Annotated in this window: 16 protein-coding genes; 14 read left to right on the top strand and 2 right to left on the bottom strand. The window is 42.4% G+C overall.

The features are described from left to right. Nucleotides 1-199: 199 nt before the first annotated feature. The 14 genes from ABOA58_RS02540 to ABOA58_RS02605 all read left to right on the top strand — a co-directional run bounded on the left by ABOA58_RS02540 (nucleotide 200) and on the right by ABOA58_RS02605 (nucleotide 13,615). Nucleotides 200-1,039, top strand: coding sequence for a YitT family protein (locus tag ABOA58_RS02540; RefSeq protein WP_350301079.1), 840 nt, complete (start codon nucleotides 200-202; stop codon nucleotides 1,037-1,039). A gap of 154 nt (nucleotides 1,040-1,193) precedes the next feature. Further along, nucleotides 1,194-1,379, top strand: coding sequence for a hypothetical protein (locus tag ABOA58_RS02545; RefSeq protein ID WP_350301080.1), 186 nt, complete (start codon nucleotides 1,194-1,196; stop codon nucleotides 1,377-1,379). Nucleotides 1,380-1,741: 362 nt separating this feature from the next. Further along, on the top strand, nucleotides 1,742-3,031 hold the full coding sequence (locus tag ABOA58_RS02550) for an ABC transporter substrate-binding protein (protein WP_350301081.1): 1,290 nt from the start codon (nucleotides 1,742-1,744) through the stop codon (nucleotides 3,029-3,031). A gap of 167 nt (nucleotides 3,032-3,198) precedes the next feature. Next, a complete protein-coding gene (locus ABOA58_RS02555; RefSeq protein WP_098370419.1) occupies nucleotides 3,199-4,059 on the top strand; it encodes a carbohydrate ABC transporter permease in 861 nt (286 codons plus the stop codon). Then, nucleotides 4,059-4,877 carry a carbohydrate ABC transporter permease gene (locus tag ABOA58_RS02560; RefSeq protein WP_101224962.1) on the top strand — a complete coding sequence of 273 codons (819 nt, stop codon included), beginning with the start codon at nucleotides 4,059-4,061 and terminating at the stop codon, nucleotides 4,875-4,877. Before ABOA58_RS02555 ends, ABOA58_RS02560 begins: the two co-directional genes overlap by 1 nt. A gap of 57 nt (nucleotides 4,878-4,934) precedes the next feature. Continuing rightward, entirely contained in the window at nucleotides 4,935-5,969 is a 1,035-nt protein-coding gene (locus ABOA58_RS02565; protein ID WP_350302772.1) for a LacI family DNA-binding transcriptional regulator, read from the top strand. Nucleotides 5,970-6,196: 227 nt separating this feature from the next. Next, entirely contained in the window at nucleotides 6,197-6,925 is a 729-nt protein-coding gene (locus ABOA58_RS02570) for a ThuA domain-containing protein (protein ID WP_350301082.1), read from the top strand. A 13-nt stretch (nucleotides 6,926-6,938) separates the two neighbouring features. Next, nucleotides 6,939-7,961 (top strand): Gfo/Idh/MocA family protein, encoded by a 1,023-nt coding sequence (locus tag ABOA58_RS02575; protein WP_350301083.1) that lies wholly within the window; start codon nucleotides 6,939-6,941, stop codon nucleotides 7,959-7,961. A gap of 17 nt (nucleotides 7,962-7,978) precedes the next feature. Continuing rightward, nucleotides 7,979-9,019, top strand: coding sequence for a Gfo/Idh/MocA family protein (locus ABOA58_RS02580; RefSeq protein WP_034305944.1), 1,041 nt, complete (start codon nucleotides 7,979-7,981; stop codon nucleotides 9,017-9,019). Between the two features lie 21 nt (nucleotides 9,020-9,040). Further along, entirely contained in the window at nucleotides 9,041-10,009 is a 969-nt protein-coding gene (locus ABOA58_RS02585; RefSeq protein ID WP_350301084.1) for a sugar phosphate isomerase/epimerase family protein, read from the top strand. Between the two features lie 1,149 nt (nucleotides 10,010-11,158). Next, nucleotides 11,159-11,479 carry a PadR family transcriptional regulator gene (locus ABOA58_RS02590; RefSeq protein ID WP_033796096.1) on the top strand — a complete coding sequence of 107 codons (321 nt, stop codon included), beginning with the start codon at nucleotides 11,159-11,161 and terminating at the stop codon, nucleotides 11,477-11,479. Between the two features lie 71 nt (nucleotides 11,480-11,550). Beyond that, on the top strand, nucleotides 11,551-11,904 hold the full coding sequence (locus tag ABOA58_RS02595) for a DUF1048 domain-containing protein (protein WP_350301085.1): 354 nt from the start codon (nucleotides 11,551-11,553) through the stop codon (nucleotides 11,902-11,904). Between the two features lie 199 nt (nucleotides 11,905-12,103). Then, the gene (locus ABOA58_RS02600) at nucleotides 12,104-12,865 is read left to right on the top strand and encodes an ABC transporter ATP-binding protein (protein ID WP_350301086.1); all 762 of its coding nucleotides are present in this window, start codon (nucleotides 12,104-12,106) and stop codon (nucleotides 12,863-12,865) included. Beyond that, a complete protein-coding gene (locus ABOA58_RS02605; RefSeq protein ID WP_350301087.1) occupies nucleotides 12,866-13,615 on the top strand; it encodes an ABC transporter permease in 750 nt (249 codons plus the stop codon). It abuts the gene before it with no gap. 434 nt (nucleotides 13,616-14,049) lie between these two features. Here the strand turns inward: ABOA58_RS02605 and rluF are convergent, their stop codons facing one another. Both rluF and ABOA58_RS02615 read right to left on the bottom strand, forming a co-directional pair. Further along, complete coding sequence (gene rluF, locus ABOA58_RS02610; protein WP_350301088.1) at nucleotides 14,050-14,757, bottom strand: 23S rRNA pseudouridine(2604) synthase RluF; 708 nt, start codon at nucleotides 14,755-14,757, stop codon at nucleotides 14,050-14,052. A gap of 115 nt (nucleotides 14,758-14,872) precedes the next feature. After that, the gene (locus tag ABOA58_RS02615) at nucleotides 14,873-15,772 is read right to left on the bottom strand and encodes a DMT family transporter (RefSeq protein ID WP_350301089.1); all 900 of its coding nucleotides are present in this window, start codon (nucleotides 15,770-15,772) and stop codon (nucleotides 14,873-14,875) included. Nucleotides 15,773-15,905: the final 133 nt, after the last annotated feature.

Genomic DNA, 15,905 nt, shown 5'->3' on the forward strand with positions numbered 1-15,905 from the left:
GCTAATGAATAAAAAAGCTTAGTGAAAATAGTGACTTTGTATGTATTAAGCTCGTTCATTGAAGATAATCTAACTTACTAGGTAGTCTTTTTGTTAAACCTTCAAATCTTTGAAGGATTAAATGGAATTCCATGTTACTATAGAGCAGTGAAATTAACGGAATTCACATTAACCATTAGATAAAGGAAGGGTAATAAATATGAAAAAGATTTCTTTGGATGTTTTCTTTATATTAATAGGAGCTTTTATTTTTGCTTTGGCAATAAATCTTTTCGTCATTCCCAATGAGCTTGGTGAGGGAGGAGTCACGGGGATAACCATCATTTTGTTTTATCTTTTTGAATGGTCACCAGGGCTGTTAAGTTTGATCATTAACGCTTTCCTGCTCATTGTCGGTTATAAATTTTTGTCGAAATTAACAACGGTATATACAATCGTAGCCGTTGCATTTAATTCACTTTTCCTTCATTTAACCGAAAGTTGGACGATATCTTCAGATGAATTGGTCATCAATGCAATATTTGGCGGGGTTTTTGCCGGTGCAGGAATTGGCATGATCATTCGTGTTGGGGGCACTACTGCCGGTACGACGATCCTGGCCCGAATTACGAATAAGTATTTGGGATGGAGCTTAAGCTATGGACTTCTGTTTTTCGATTTAATCGTTGCGTTCTCATCTTATTTCATCATTGGTGCAGAAGGTCTGATGCTCACTATCCTTATGCTTTATATTGGAACAAAAACGATGGAATTCATCATTGAGGGATTGAACCCGAAAAAAGCGATTACCATCATTTCAAATGAAGCGGACCAGATTGCAAAACAAGTTACCGAATTGATGGACCGGGGGGTCACTGTTTTTAGCGGTCATGGATACTATACAAAGGCATCCAAGGATATTTTATATATCGTTATAAGTAAGCAAGAGGTGCTAAAGTTAAAGAGAATAGTGCAGTCAACGGATAGCAATGCTTTTATAGCCATACATGACGTTCGGGACGTATTTGGTGAAGGATTCCTGGATATCTCGAAGTCCTGATGCTAGTAAGGTATAAGCGAAATGAAAAGGCCTAATTAGGCTTTTTTATTTTGCATTGCGAAAAATCTGTAAATTCGGAATAATTTGTTATATTATGTAAGTAAGAAACCACACACCCTGAGGAGTGCAGCCATTAAATGTGGAGGTGTCCAAGATGATCCTTTTAAAAGTGGATGACAGAAAGTTTGGGAATAGCAATATCAAGTACAGTGTCGTTGATAAGGAAACAAATGAATTGATCATTAGCGGTGTGTTTAAGGAATTTGGACAAGCAAGCGATAAATATTATGAATTGAAGGATGAATACGGTCCTTCCAATGTGAAAATGATATTGAAGTGAAAAGAGGGGGACCGACGGGTTTCCCTTTTTTCGTATAATGCCAGGAATGAAAATGGCCCGTACGATAAATAATCGGATAAAGGAATAATCAAAGGTTTCTGAATCATATAATTAGATTAAGAGAGTTCTTAACATCCTTTTTTTACAATATACTACAATTTTATTGTAAAGTATGGAATTTGGTGGTAATATTAAGCGCATAAATGTAAACGTTTGCAACGTTTTTTTGTGAGGAGGTGATGTAAAAGAAGTACGCTAGACTATGAATTTTATTGAATTAAAGGCTTTTATTTTACTAATTTTATGCAAACGTTTTCTTAAAATTGCATGAATATTATGAGAAAAAGGGAGAGTGGGTAGGCATGAGGCGTAAAAAATGGTACGGGGGAATTCTTACTGTTTTATTAATTTTTAGTGTGATTTTGGCTGGATGCTCTTCTTCAACTGGCGGAAACAGCGACTCAAAGGATGTCGTGACGCTCGATATATTTCAATTCAAGGTAGAATTCAAGTCGCAATTCGAGACATTGGCAAAACAATATGAAAAAGAAAATCCAAATGTGAAGATCAAGGTATCGACAGTCGGCGGCGGAAATGATTATAAATCTGCCATAACGGCAAAGTTCGCTTCAGGTGAGGAGCCGGCGGTTTTTAACATTGGCGGACCGGTAGATGTCGCACAATATAAAGATAGATTAACAGATTTAAAGGACACGAAGGCTGCTGCTGCAGCGCTTGACGGTACTTTGGATGGCGTGGAAGAGGACGGGCAAGTCCTTGGACTTCCATTTAACCAAGAAGGATACGGCTTGATTTATAACAAACGAATATTTAAAGAAGCCGGAATTAATCCTGATGAAATTACAAGTTATGAAGCCTTAGAGGCGGCAGTTAAGAAAATCGATTCACAAAAAGACAAATTGAAAATCGATGCAGTTTTCGCATATCCGGTAAAAGAGAAGTGGGTGACAGGAAACCATTTATCCAATGTATTCTTATCACCGGAGTTTGATGGGAATGTGTTAGAAGCAAGTAAGGCACCAACGGTTAAATTCACGGATGGTGACAAGTTTAAGCAATTGGTCGATATCCAAAATGAGTATTCCGTCCAGCCGACAGCAAGTCTTGATTACTCCCAACAAGTGGAGGAGCTGTTCTCGCTTGAAAAGGTTGCAATCATTCAGCAAGGTAACTGGGTGTATAACACAGTCTATGATATGGACCCTGAGTTAGCTGAAAAGGGAATTGGCATCATCCCGATTCCAAATGGAGACAATGCAGGCATGCCGGTCGGCGTACCGAACTATTGGGCAGTGAACAAGAAATCGGATGAAAAGGTACAGGAAGCGGCGAAGAAGTTCCTCGACTGGATGTATACATCCGAAGCAGGGAAAAAAGCCGTTTTGGAAGATTTTAAATTCATTCCTGCTTATGAAGGATATGATGTAGAAAAAATTGCAGATCCAATTTCAAAAGAAATTTATAAATACTCTCAAGAAGGAAATACGATTGGTTGGGTGTTTAATGGATATCCGGTCGGTTGGAACGATGATCTTGGTGCAAGTGTCCAAAAATACGTAACTGGTAAATTGACTTGGGAGGAACTTGTCCAACAGAACATTGAAAATTGGGAGAAGATTCATAGCAAATAAGTGTTGGGAAATGCAAGTGACCAATCGGCATGAAAAACGTGTCGATTGGTTGTTCCTTATTATAGAAAAGCCGCTGAGGTAATTTGCCTCAACAAGGGATACATCAAATAACACAGTCATGATCTAAACCCATTAACTATTAAATCATTTCAAGGAGGTCGGTTTCGTTGAGAAATCGGGATGCCGCATATTGGCTGTTTTTGACACCTGTTCTTGCTGCACTCATTTTGGTTGTGATCGTGCCGCTCATATACGGATTTTATTATTCCTTTACGAACTGGAACGGTTTAGGGACTCCGGATTTCATTGGTCTTAAGAATTATATAGACTTGTTTACGGATAAAGGGTTCCTTGATACATTTTGGTTCACCATTAAATTTTCCGTAGCGGCAATTGTGGTAATCAATATCATCGGATTAAGTTTGGCCCTCATCGTGACTTCGAAAATTAAATCAAGCAACATATTGCGGACGGTTTTCTTTATGCCCAATTTAATTGGCGGCTTGATTCTCGGCTTTATTTGGCAGTTCATTTTTATTAAGGTCTTCGGTGCGATTGGTGATTTGACTGGGATCGAAGCATTTAATGGGTGGTTATCAACGACTGATACAGGTTTTTGGGGATTGATCATTTTAACGTCTTGGCAGATGGCCGGATATATCATGATCATTTATATTGCCTATCTGCAGGCTGTTCCTGAAGACTTGATAGAAGCGGCAAAAATTGACGGAGCGAACAGCTTCCAGCGTTTTCGCCATATAACTTTTCCACTAGTGGCACCTGCTTTTACCGTCAGTTTGTTTTTGACGCTTTCCCACTCGTTCAAGATCTATGATCAAAACCTTTCTTTGACGAATGGAGCTCCCTATAATTCAACTGAAATGGTTGCGATGAACATTGTAAAATCCGCCTTCACCGAAAACGATATGGCATATGCACAGGCAAAAGCCGTTATCTTTTTCGTAATCGTGGCGGTCGTTTCGCTGACACAAGTCTATTTCAATAAAAAACGGGAGGTTGAGCTGTAATGAGGGGAAAATGGAAATTGTGGCTGATTGGATTCATCGGATTCATTTTGGCCATATTATGGCTCACTCCGTTTTATTTAATGCTTGTCAATGCTTTTAAAATGAAACGGGATATATTTGCCGATACACTGGGACTGCCTGAAACCTGGACATTCGAAAACTTCACTCAAGCATTCGAGCAATTGGATTTCCTTCGGACTTTATTCAATTCTTTATTGATATCGGGCGTCAGTGTAGTCATCATCATCATCTTTTCTGCGATGGCAGCATACGCTCTTTCCCGAAACAAAAGTAAAATAAGTTCCCTGCTTTTCTTTGTGTTTGTAGCAGCCATGCTGATCCCGTTTCAGTCTGTGATGATACCGCTCGTTGCCCAATTCGGACAGCTGGGGATGTTGAACAAGGCCGGACTGATTTTCATGTATTTAGGTTTTGGCTGCAGTCTTTCCATATTCCTGTATCATGGTACTTTAAAAGGGATTCCCCTCTCACTTGATGAGGCAGCAAAGATTGATGGTGCAAACCGCTTTCAAGTATTTTGGTATATCATATTTCCATTATTAAAACCGATGTCCATTACAGTTGGGATCTTGAATGTCATTTGGATATGGAACGACTATTTGCTGCCATCCCTTGTTATTGGCGGCGCAGGATCGGAGACCATCCCACTTAAATTATTCTTCTTTTTCGGTCAATATACGAAGCAATGGCATCTTGCCTTGGCTGGACTTACCTTATCCATCATTCCAGTCATCATTGCGTACTTTTTTGCTCAGAGGCAAATTATCAAAGGAATTGCAGATGGAGCAGTTAAATAACTATTTAAATATAGGGAATATTAAACCATGTGCGGTTAACGGGGAGTGTTGATGAATTTGTCTGTTACTATAAAAGACGTTGCCAAAAAAGCAAATGTCGCTCCATCAACGGTATCGCGTGTAATCCATAACAGCCCGACAATCAGTGAAAAGACAAAGCGTAAAGTACGCAAGGTATTAAAGGAAATGGGCTATCATATGAATGAAAATGCCCGGAACTTAGTCACGAAGTCAACTAAGGCCATTGGGATCGTCATGAAAAGTTCGGCAAGGGAATCACTTTATAATCCCTTTTTTCCAGAAGTGATCCGAGGCATCGGGGATTTCTGTAATAAAGAAGGGTACAGTCTTTCCCTGACAACCGGCGAGACGGAGGATGCCATCTTTGAGGATGTCGTGAAAATGGTTCAGGGCAGAAGAGTGGATGGCATGATTGTTTTGTACTCTAAAAAGGACGATAAAGTGGTGCCGTATTTATTAAAGCAGGGCTTCCCGTTCGTTTTGATCGGGAAGCCAAGTACGAACATGAGCGGAATCACGTTCATTGATAACGATAATGTTCAAGCGGCCAGGGAAGTATCGGAGTTTGTAATAAGTCTTGGACATGAGCGAATCGCCTTTTTAGGGGGCAGTCCCGAGTTTGAGGTGATCCAGGACCGCTTGACAGGTTTTCAACAAGCGATGGAACAGGCCGGGCTGGATGTGCGACAGGAATATATCAAATTGATTCCTTTAAATCGAACGGATGGAATAAATGCCATTGACGAATTGCTGGAATTGAAAGAGGCACCAACCGCATTTTTGGTTATGGATCTTTTATTGGGTGTTCTCTTGCTTGGAGTGTTAGCTGAAAAGAACTTGAAAGTGCCGCAGCAAATAAGCGTCGTCTGTTTTAACCACTCAGAATTCATAGAATTTTTAAGTACGCCGCTGACAACGGTTGATATCCATACGTATCAGTTAGGGTATGAGGCGGCAAAATGCGTGTTCGATCTAATTGCAAATCCGGAAATGATGGAAAAGAGTATCAGTATTCCTACCAAAATCATAAAGCGGGAGTCGCATTTTGTTGCCGAAAAGGAAATTAAATGAAAAATGTAGAAATGTTTTACCAATTAAAGCTTGATTTTTGCTAACATAAATTTACAATATAGATTATCACTATTATTTTTGAAAATTCATACTTACTGAAGTCAATAAGTATGTTCTTATATTTTGATCACACCTAACGCAAACGTTTGCGTTATGGATAAAGAGGTATAGTTAAACCATGCAAAGCAAGTTGCCGTGAAATGAATCTTGAATGGAGGAGGTTGTTCATGAGAGTCCTGGTATGGAATGAGTTTCGCCACGAGAGAACAAAGCCTGAAGTAGCCAAAGTATACCCAGATGGTATCCATGGTGCAATTGCCGGCTTTTTACAAAGTGAGCAGGTCGAGGTGAGGACCGCTACTCTCGATGAAGAAGAGCATGGATTAACGGAAGAAGCACTGGAACGAACCGATGTACTTCTTTGGTGGGGGCATGTTGCACATGATGAAGTTCAGGATGAAATCATTGCAAGGGTCCACAAGCGAGTACTCGAGGGCATGGGTCTCATCGTCCTCCATTCCGGTCATTTTTCAAAAATCTTCAAACGACTTATGGGCACGACTTGCGATTTGAAATGGCGGGTCGCGGATGAAAAGGAACGGCTTTGGGTTGTCGATCCCAGTCATCCTATCGTTGATGGAATCGGAGAATATATAGAGCTTGAGAAGGAAGAGATGTACGGGGAACATTTTGATATTCCTGCACCAGATCAATTAATATTCGTCAGTTGGTTTGAAGGCGGGGAGATATTCAGAAGCGGCTGCACGTATCAGCGGGGAAAAGGGAAGATTTTCTATTTCCGTCCAGGTCATGAAACATATCCTACTTTCCATAATCCGGAGATTCAACGAGTAATTAAGAATGCCGTTGATTGGGTCAAGCCGGAATCTGGAGTCGTAACGAACTATGGGAAAGCCGAACCGTTGGAATCCATCTCAGGCAAAGAGATGAAGTGAAGGAGAGAACAAAATGGGCAAAGTGAAGGTAGGAGTCATTGGATGCGGGAGTATCGCAAAAAACAGGCATTTTCCGGAGTATGATGCACATCTGGAAACGGAGATCATTGCCGTTTGTGATATTGTGCAGGACCGGGCGAATGCAGCAGCACAAAGGTATGGCGCCCAAGCATATACTGATTATATAGAACTTTTGAAGAATGAGGAGATTGAAGCGATCAGTGTATGTACACCGAATTACCTGCATGCACGCATCACGGTTGCGGCCCTGGAAGCTGGTAAGCATGTCCTTTGTGAGAAACCAATGGCTACTTCTTTGGTGGACGCTGAAAAAATGAATGCAGCAGCAGCGAAAAGCGGCAAAATACTAATGATTGGTCATAATCAGCGTTTTGTTCCTTCTCATCAAAAAGCGAAACAGCTTATTGAGAGCGGGGAGCTAGGGAAGGTCTATAGCTTCCGGACGGCTTTTGGACATTCAGGGCCTGAAACCTGGAGCGTGGACGGACTGGAAAGCTGGTTTTTTAAGAAGGATCAGGCAGTCATTGGTGCAATGGGAGATTTAGGCGTTCATAAAGCTGATTTATTACGGTATATCCTTGGAGAAGAATTTGTTGAAGTGGGAGCCTTTGTGGAAACGACTGCCAAGAAAAATACAGACGTTGATGACAGTGCGGCCTGTATCCTCCGGACGGAGAGCGGTATCATCGGAACTCTTACCGCCAGCTGGTCTTATGCAAAAGAAGACAATGCTACGGTCATTTATGCGGAAAAAGCGGTATTGCGCCTTGAAGACGATCCGAAATACTCACTTATCATCCATCATGATAATGGAAAGACAGAAACCATCCAATTAGGAAGCATCCAGACTAATGACTCAGAAGGACAGCATGATTCCGAAGTGATCAGCCACTTTGTAAAATGTGTGGTGAACAATGAGGAGCCTCTTGTCTCAGGAGTTGAAGGATTAAAATCATTAAAAGTCATTCTTGGCGCGATGGAATCAAATGCATCCCGAAAAATCATCCGCTTATAAAGGGGTTAAAAGTCATCATGTACAAATTAAAAATGGGTATTATCGGTGCTGGCGGAATTGCCCAAAAAAGGCATATCCCAGCTTTTCAAAAATTTCAAGATAAAGTGGTTTTATACGCCATTCAGGATATAGATGAAATGAAGGCGCGAGAAGTGGCGCGTGAATTTCATATCGAAAAGGTTTTCACCAATTATGAAGAAATGTTTGCTGAAGTGGATGCTGTTACGATTGCAACGCCAAACAAGTTCCATGCGGAGATTTCCATTGCTGCTCTGCAAGCGGGTGTTCATGTGTTATGCGAAAAGCCGATGGCCATTACAACCGAGGAATGTTTAGCAATAACCGAGGCTGCAAACATATCGGGTAAAGTGTTATCGACTGCTTATCATTACCGCTTCATGAAGGAAGCTCAGGCTGCCAAAAAAATGATTCAGGCCGGTGAGATCGGTGAACCGTATGTAGCGCGTGTACAGGCAATCAGACGACGCAAAGTCCCTGGATGGGGAGTTTTTACAAGCAAGGAATTGCAAGGCGGAGGAAGCGTGATCGATTACGGCTGCCATTTGCTTGATTTGGCATTATGGCTGATGGATGACCCAGAACCGATTGAAATCGTAGGTTCGACATATAATTATGTCAGTAAGGGTGTCGATCAGGTCAATTTATGGGGGAATTTCGATGCCTCGGTTTTTGAAGTGGATGACCATGCCACTGCATATATCAAATTTGCCAACGGAGCATCGCTATTATTCGAAACATCCTGGGCCGCGAATATCCGTGAAGAAGCAACTGTTTTGAGTTTATCCGGAACGCAGGGCGGACTTGATGTGTTCCCTCTAGTCTTGAATCAGGCTAAGCACGGCATGCTTTTAAATAGTGAAGCAGTATGGATGCCAGGGGAAGATACACCAGACCTGCAACAGGCAGAGAACTTTATTAATAGCTGCCTGGGGTTGGCAGAACCATTGGTAAAACCATCGGAAGCCATGAAAGTTTCAAAAATAATCGAAGCCATTTATCAAAGCTCGGCAAGTGGGAAGGTCATGAGTATAAATTAATGAAAAGGTGAGGTGGGGCATGTGAAATTAGGGATCTTTACAGTGCTATTTGCTCAAAAATCATTCGAGGATATGCTTGATTATGTCGCGGATTCCGGATTAAAAACAGTTGAAATCGGTACAGGCGGGTATCCAGGGAATATCCATTGTCCACTCGATGAACTGCTGGAAAGTGAAGAAAAGCGCCAAAAATACCTCGAATCCGTTCAAGCAAGAGGGTTAACGATCAGTGCATTCAGCTGCCACGGCAATCCAATCTCTCCAGATGAAGCATTCGCTAAAGAAAGTGATGAAACACTGATTAAAACAATCAAGCTTGCTTCCTTACTGAACGTCCCGGTCGTCAATACCTTTTCCGGTACAGCCGGTGATCACGAAGGAGCTAAATATCCAAACTGGCCCGTCGCCCCATGGCCGAATGAGTATACAAATGTGCTGAAATGGCAATGGGAAGAAAAATTGATCCCCTATTGGAAAAAGGCGGCCGCCATTGCCGATGAGCACAATATAAAAATCGGCCTTGAACTGCATGGGGGCTTTCTCGTACACACTCCCTACACCTTGTTAAAACTGCGGGAAGCTACATCTGATGCAATAGGCGCCAACCTTGATCCAAGCCATCTTTGGTGGCAGGGCATCGAACCAGTCGGGGCCATCAAAATCCTCGGGAAAGCGGGAGCAATCTACCACTTCCACGCAAAAGACACATACTTGGATCAGGATAACATCAATATGTATGGGTTAACCGACATGCAGCCATATGGAAATATCCAGAGCCGTGCCTGGAACTTTCGCTCTGTAGGATGCGGCCACAGCCTGCAAGAGTGGTCCGACATCATGAGCGCCCTTCGCACATACGGTTACGATTACGTCGTCAGCATCGAACACGAAGATCCGCTAATGTCAGTTGAAGAAGGATTCCAACGGGCCGTAACCAATCTGAAAACTGTACTCATCAACGAAAGCCCAACTGATTTATGGTGGGTATAATTTAGAGCCGATAACGAGCAGCCTAATGCAGGTTGCTTTTTATTTTTGGCCCTTACTCGTAGAAAAGAGGAATTCACGAGTAAAACAGTATAATTCACGAGTAAAAGTGCAAAACTCACGAGTAAAAGCGTGATATTCACGAGTAAAAGTGCGAAATTCACAAGTAAAAGTGCGAAACTCACGAGTAAAAGCGTGGAATTCACGAGTAAAAGCGTGATATTCACGAATAAAAGAGGAATTCACGAGTAAAACAGTATAATTCACGAGTAAAAGTGCAAAACTCACGAGTAAAAGCGTGAAATTCACGAGTAAAAGTGCGAAACTCACGAGTAAAAGCGTGAAACTCACGAGTAAAAGCGTGAAATTCACGAGTAACAGCATGAAATTCACGAATAAAAGAGGAATTCACGAGTAAAACAGTATAATTCACGAGTAAAGTGGAACTAATAATACGACAAAATTTCTTTTTCACTTCAATTGTGTTGAAGACAAACATATTATGACCTTTTCCGCCCTTACGTTTAAACGTGTTCTTCACTGTCTACAGAAATCTTTCGCCTTTCTTAACATACGTGTAGTCATTGTGAAAGAAGTATAGGAGGAATAAAAGCTCCATAAAAGAAATCAGCTGTATCCAATGCAGTAGCTGGTTTTTAAAAAAATTCAAGTTGACAGTCACCCTACTACGTGTTACATCATACCTTATAGTAAGTAACACTGGATACCAACATCACTGAATAGTGAAGTTGCAAAATATTATTAAGAAAAGGAGTTGACACCTCTGCTACTCGGTGTTACAGTTTAGTTGTAATAAGTAATACTAAATAGTGTGGTTACCCAAAAGCTATTCAATAAAAGTTCAGCAGTATCCAATGCAGATAGCTGGTTTTAAAAAAAATTCAAGTTGACAGTCACCCTACTACGTGTTACATCATACCTTATAGTAAGTAACACTGGATACCAACATCACTGAATAGTGAAGTTGCAAAAATATTATTAAGAAAAGGAGTTGACACCTCTGCTACTCGGTGTTACAGTTTAGTTGTAATAAGTAATACTAAATAGCGTGATTTACCAAAAGCTATTCAGTAAAAATTCCCCTCGGAACTACGTTATAATATAAGTCACAAAATAGAGGAGGCTCTGAACATGGAAAATTTAACTGAAATGCTGAAAGGTTCGCTGGAAGGCTGCGTGCTGGAAATCATCAGCCGCCATGAAACCTATGGCTACGAGATTACCCGCCGCCTGAACGAGCTTGGGTTTACTGAAGTCGTGGAAGGGACGGTCTACACCATCCTCGTACGATTAGAAAAGAAAAAACTGGTGAACATAGAGAAGAAACCGTCAGATATGGGGCCGCCCCGCAAGTTTTACTCACTTAATGAGGCTGGCCGCCAGGAACTTGAATTGTTTTGGGAAAAATGGGATTTTGTATCATCAAAAATCAATGTCTTAAAGTCAATCTAGCTTCATAAGATATTTCGTACGCTATTTTTGGAGTGTCTTGTTCAGCTTTATAAACAAGGAGGAAAAATAACATGATGGAATTGTTCAAAAAAATGATTGGTGATAAAAAAGAGTATAAAATGATGATGGCACGGGTTGAAGCCCTGCCAGAGGACTACCAGTTTGTATTTAAGAAAATTCAAAACTACATGTGGAATTTCTCAGCGGGCAACGGGATGGATATGCTGCACATGCAGTATGAATTAATCGAGTTGTTCGAAGCCGGTGCGGCGGAAGGCAGACAAGTGCTGGAAATCACTGGGGACGACGTGGCGTCCTTTGCCGACGAACTAGTGGCAAATGCTAAAACCTATTTCGCCAAGTATCGTGAAGATTTGAATGAAAGTATCATGAAGCGATTGGGAAAAAATAAATTCAATAAATAATTCCGACTGAATAGCTGGTTACAAATGTGAATTGCCACCTTCGCTATTCAGTATATTTTTAACTCGGTAATAAGTAATACAGAATATCAGTCAGACTAAATAGAGGAGAATAGGCAATCTAGTTCCGCTAGGCGCTCGACCGGATAATTACGAAACTTACAAGCGGCCTTGCCGCGCTATTAAAAGGAGGAAAAAAAGTATGAGCAATGCAGCGATTTCTGTAAAAGGGTTAAAAAAATCCTTTAAAGACAATGAAGTCTTAAAGGGGGTGGATTTTGAGGTGCGGCGTGGCGAAATTTTCGCACTGCTGGGCTCAAATGGAGCGGGCAAGACGACGACGGTCAATATCCTCTCTACTCTGATGAAGGCCGATGGCGGCGAAGTAGGTATTTGCGGCTTTGACGTCCAGCGTCAACCGGATCATGTTCGCCAGAGCATCAGCCTGACAGGGCAGTTCGCAGCTTTAGACGGTATGCTCACCGGGCGGGAAAACCTGATGATGATCGCCAAGTTGCGGGGAGTTTCCAATCCCGCTCAAGTCGCTGACAATCTTCTTGCAAGATTCAGCCTGACCGATGCGGCCAACCGCCGGGCGGACAAATATTCCGGCGGGATGAAGCGTCGGCTTGACATCGCCATGAGCCTGATCGGGACGCCAGCAGTCATTTTTCTCGACGAACCGACGACAGGGCTTGACCCCGAAGCGCGGATTGAAGTCTGGGATACCGTCAAGGAGCTTGCCGGCGGCGGCACGACAATCTTGCTGACGACCCAGTACCTGGAGGAAGCCGAACAACTGGCGGACCGTATCGCCATCCTGCATGGCGGAAAAATCATCTCGACCGGGACGCTTATCGAACTCAAGGAGATGTTCCCGCCAGCGAAAGTGGAGTACATCGAGAAGCAGCCGACACTGGAGGAAATTTTCCTCGCAATCATTGGCAAAAAGGAGAAGATGTAAATGAAAAGTAAAACAGGGGTATTACTAGGACGTTTAATGCGCAACATCATGCGCAGCCCGGATACAATTATCACGGTGGCGATTACGCCGATTATGATGCTGCTGCTGTTTGTCTACGTATTTGGCGGCGCCATAGAGGCAGGCACGGACAATTACGTCAATTATTTATTGCCGGGAATCTTGCTGATGGCTATCGCATCCGGCGTCGCTTACACTTCCGTGCGGCTGTTTACGGATGTAAAGAGCGGACTGATGGCGCGTTTCATTACCATGCCCATCAAGCGCTCGTCGGTATTGTGGGCTCATGTGTTGACCTCGCTTGTTTCCAATGCGCTTACTATCGTGGTGGTTATCCTTGTCGCGCTCTTGATGGGCTTCCGTTCCAACGCTGATATCCTGGAATGGCTCGCGGTAGCTGGGATACTCGGGCTGTTTACGCTAGCGCTGACATGGCTGGCGGTCATTCCCGGATTGACAGCGGGGTCTATGGAAGGGGCGACAGCCTACTCGTACCCGCTGATTTTCCTGCCGTTTATCAGTTCGGCCTTTGTTCCCACCGAAACGATGCCTAAAATTGTCCGTGTGTTCGCTGAGAACCAGCCCGTGACTTCAATCGTGAATGCGATTCGTGCCCTCTTGTATGAAGGGTCTGTTGGCAACGATATTTGGATCGCGCTTGCCTGGTGCGTCGGCATAATGGTCATCGCCTACTTCTTCGCCAGTAAAGCATTTAAACGCCAGTTAGGGTAAGTACACCATTATCGGATTAGCCATATCAATAGTCAGCCGCTGCGATGAATGCATGGAAGGCTGCTTAAATATTAGGGCAACCGTCCCATGGAATCCCTCAAAATTGTTATGATTGGTGGTGGCTCAATCACTTATCCCAACGCGAGGTTTGCCATGCATGCTCCGAGTAAAACAGCAAAACTCACGAGTAAAAGCATGAAATTCACGAGTAAAACAGCAAAACTCACGAGTAAAAGAGTGAAATTCACGAGTAAAACAGCAAAACTTACGAGTAAAAGCGTGAAACTCACGAGTAAAACAGCAAAACTCACGAGTAAAAGCGTGAAACTCACGAGTAAATCGGCAAAAACGTAAAACTAATAACAAATGATTGCTGAAAATTCTTCTGAAATTAAAAAAACGATGCCCCCGGAATTCCGGGGGCATCTTCATTATCATCTTTGCCTTGGGGTGTAATCCAATTCCTTAAATAGTTCCGTCAATTCATCCTCGGTCAGGTCGCGCCATTGGCCGTTCGCCAGTCCGTCCAGATGGATGTTCATGATCCGGATTCGATGTAAATCACGGACTTCATAACCCAGTGCGGAGCACATACGGCGGATTTGTCTGTTCAGTCCTTGCATCAAAGTGATGTTAAATGTATATTTGGTCAACTGCTCAACTTTGCAAGGAAGTGTTTTCGTATCCAAAATCTCCACTCCGGAGGACATATCTTTAATGAAGGACGCGGTAATTGGCTTATCCACGGTTACGATGTATTCTTTTTCATGCTTGTTTTCTGCACGAAGGATTTCATTTACGATGTCTCCGTCATTTGTAAGAAGGATCAGACCGCTTGAGTCTTTATCAAGCCGTCCGATATGAAAAATGCGAAGCGGATGATTTACAAAATCAACGATATTCCCTTTTATGTGTTTTTCGGTCGTACTTGTAATCCCTATCGGTTTATTCAGTGCAATATAGACATTTTGCTGTTCGACTTTTATCGGCTTGCCGTCTACACGGACATCATCGCCGGGTTCAGCTTGACTGCCGAGCTCAGCTACCGTGCCATTAATCGTCACACGGCCCTCGGCTATCCATTTGTCTGCGCCTCGTCGCGAGGTAATTCCGGATTCACTGATAAATTTATTGATCCTCAACTAAAGCACACCTTTACATTCAGATTTTCTTCTTTAAAGGATAACGTAAATCATGGTGCATAGACAAGGGGAAAAGACAAGAAAGCGTTCGTTGGTGAGAATTACTGGAGGTTCTTTACATGTTCTTCGTGACAGCTGCCGGATATGCCTTTTTCTTTTTGCTTGTCAGGTAAACGCCAATAAAGACAAGGATGCCACCGAGGATTTGGATGAACGTAATCGCATGACCTAAAACTAGGCTAAGGATGGCGGTAAATACAGCAATCAGATTCAGGTAAATTCCAGCCTGGCCGGCATTGATATGACGAAGGGAAATATTCCAGAAAATAAATGAGCCGACAGACGGGAAGATTCCAATATATAAGAGACCTGTGATTGCTTTGCTGCTTAAATCAAGGTTCATTCCAGAGCCAATGGCGAATGGAGCGACGAGAATCAATCCGAGAAATACGGAAACGGCAGTAGCAGAGATGATCGGAATGTTTTTCAGTTTTTTACCGATTATTGAATAGAAGGTCCAAACGAGAATCGCCAGGATCATCAATAGGTCGCCTTTATTATAGGTGAGCTGGAAAATATCCAGAAGGTGTCCTTTTGTCAAGACCAATAAAACGCCGAATAAAGATATGATAAGTCCGAGAGCATGGAGGGATGAAATTTTCTCCTTTAACAGCAAAGCGGAAAAAAGAACAATTAAGGCAGGGTTCATGGAATTGACAAGAGCGGCATTCATGGAAGTTGTATAGGTCAAAGCCCAATAAAGGAAAAAATTATAACTGATGATTCCGAGCACACCCAAGACTAATAGTAATTTCCAGGCTTTCCATATAATCCTCCAGTGTGGCTTTTCAATCCATTGCGCTAAAGGAAACAATAAGAAAACGGCAATTAGCCATCGCGTAAATGTTAGCTGGATTGGGGAAAGTTCTGTCACAACGTATTTTCCGAAAATGTAATTACCGGCCCAGAACAAATTTGCCAATATAAGAAATAAAATAACAATAGATTTTTTCATCAGACTGCCTCTTCCTTAATTTATGGAATATTCACTAAATATAACAAAGTAGAGGTACCTAAGCAATATAGAGACCCTACAGTCAATTTAAGTACAAGGATGAACCGCAGAGCAGGATAAAAAGGCCGTTCAG

The organism is Peribacillus frigoritolerans (assembly GCF_040250305.1).
Classification (GTDB): Bacteria; Bacillota; Bacilli; order Bacillales; family DSM-1321; genus Peribacillus.

Coding starts and splice junctions, on each gene's coding strand:
- ABOA58_RS02595 (WP_350301085.1), top strand. CDS start 11,551: ATGATGGAATTGTTCAAAAAAATGATTGGTGATAAAAAAGAGTATAAA.
- ABOA58_RS02560 (WP_101224962.1), top strand. CDS start 4,059: ATGAGGGGAAAATGGAAATTGTGGCTGATTGGATTCATCGGATTCATT.
- ABOA58_RS02540 (WP_350301079.1), top strand. CDS start 200: ATGAAAAAGATTTCTTTGGATGTTTTCTTTATATTAATAGGAGCTTTT.
- ABOA58_RS02590 (WP_033796096.1), top strand. CDS start 11,159: ATGGAAAATTTAACTGAAATGCTGAAAGGTTCGCTGGAAGGCTGCGTG.
- ABOA58_RS02550 (WP_350301081.1), top strand. CDS start 1,742: ATGAGGCGTAAAAAATGGTACGGGGGAATTCTTACTGTTTTATTAATT.
- ABOA58_RS02600 (WP_350301086.1), top strand. CDS start 12,104: ATGAGCAATGCAGCGATTTCTGTAAAAGGGTTAAAAAAATCCTTTAAA.
- ABOA58_RS02615 (WP_350301089.1), bottom strand. CDS start 15,772: ATGAAAAAATCTATTGTTATTTTATTTCTTATATTGGCAAATTTGTTC.
- ABOA58_RS02605 (WP_350301087.1), top strand. CDS start 12,866: ATGAAAAGTAAAACAGGGGTATTACTAGGACGTTTAATGCGCAACATC.
- ABOA58_RS02570 (WP_350301082.1), top strand. CDS start 6,197: ATGAGAGTCCTGGTATGGAATGAGTTTCGCCACGAGAGAACAAAGCCT.
- ABOA58_RS02575 (WP_350301083.1), top strand. CDS start 6,939: ATGGGCAAAGTGAAGGTAGGAGTCATTGGATGCGGGAGTATCGCAAAA.
- ABOA58_RS02545 (WP_350301080.1), top strand. CDS start 1,194: ATGATCCTTTTAAAAGTGGATGACAGAAAGTTTGGGAATAGCAATATC.
- ABOA58_RS02580 (WP_034305944.1), top strand. CDS start 7,979: ATGTACAAATTAAAAATGGGTATTATCGGTGCTGGCGGAATTGCCCAA.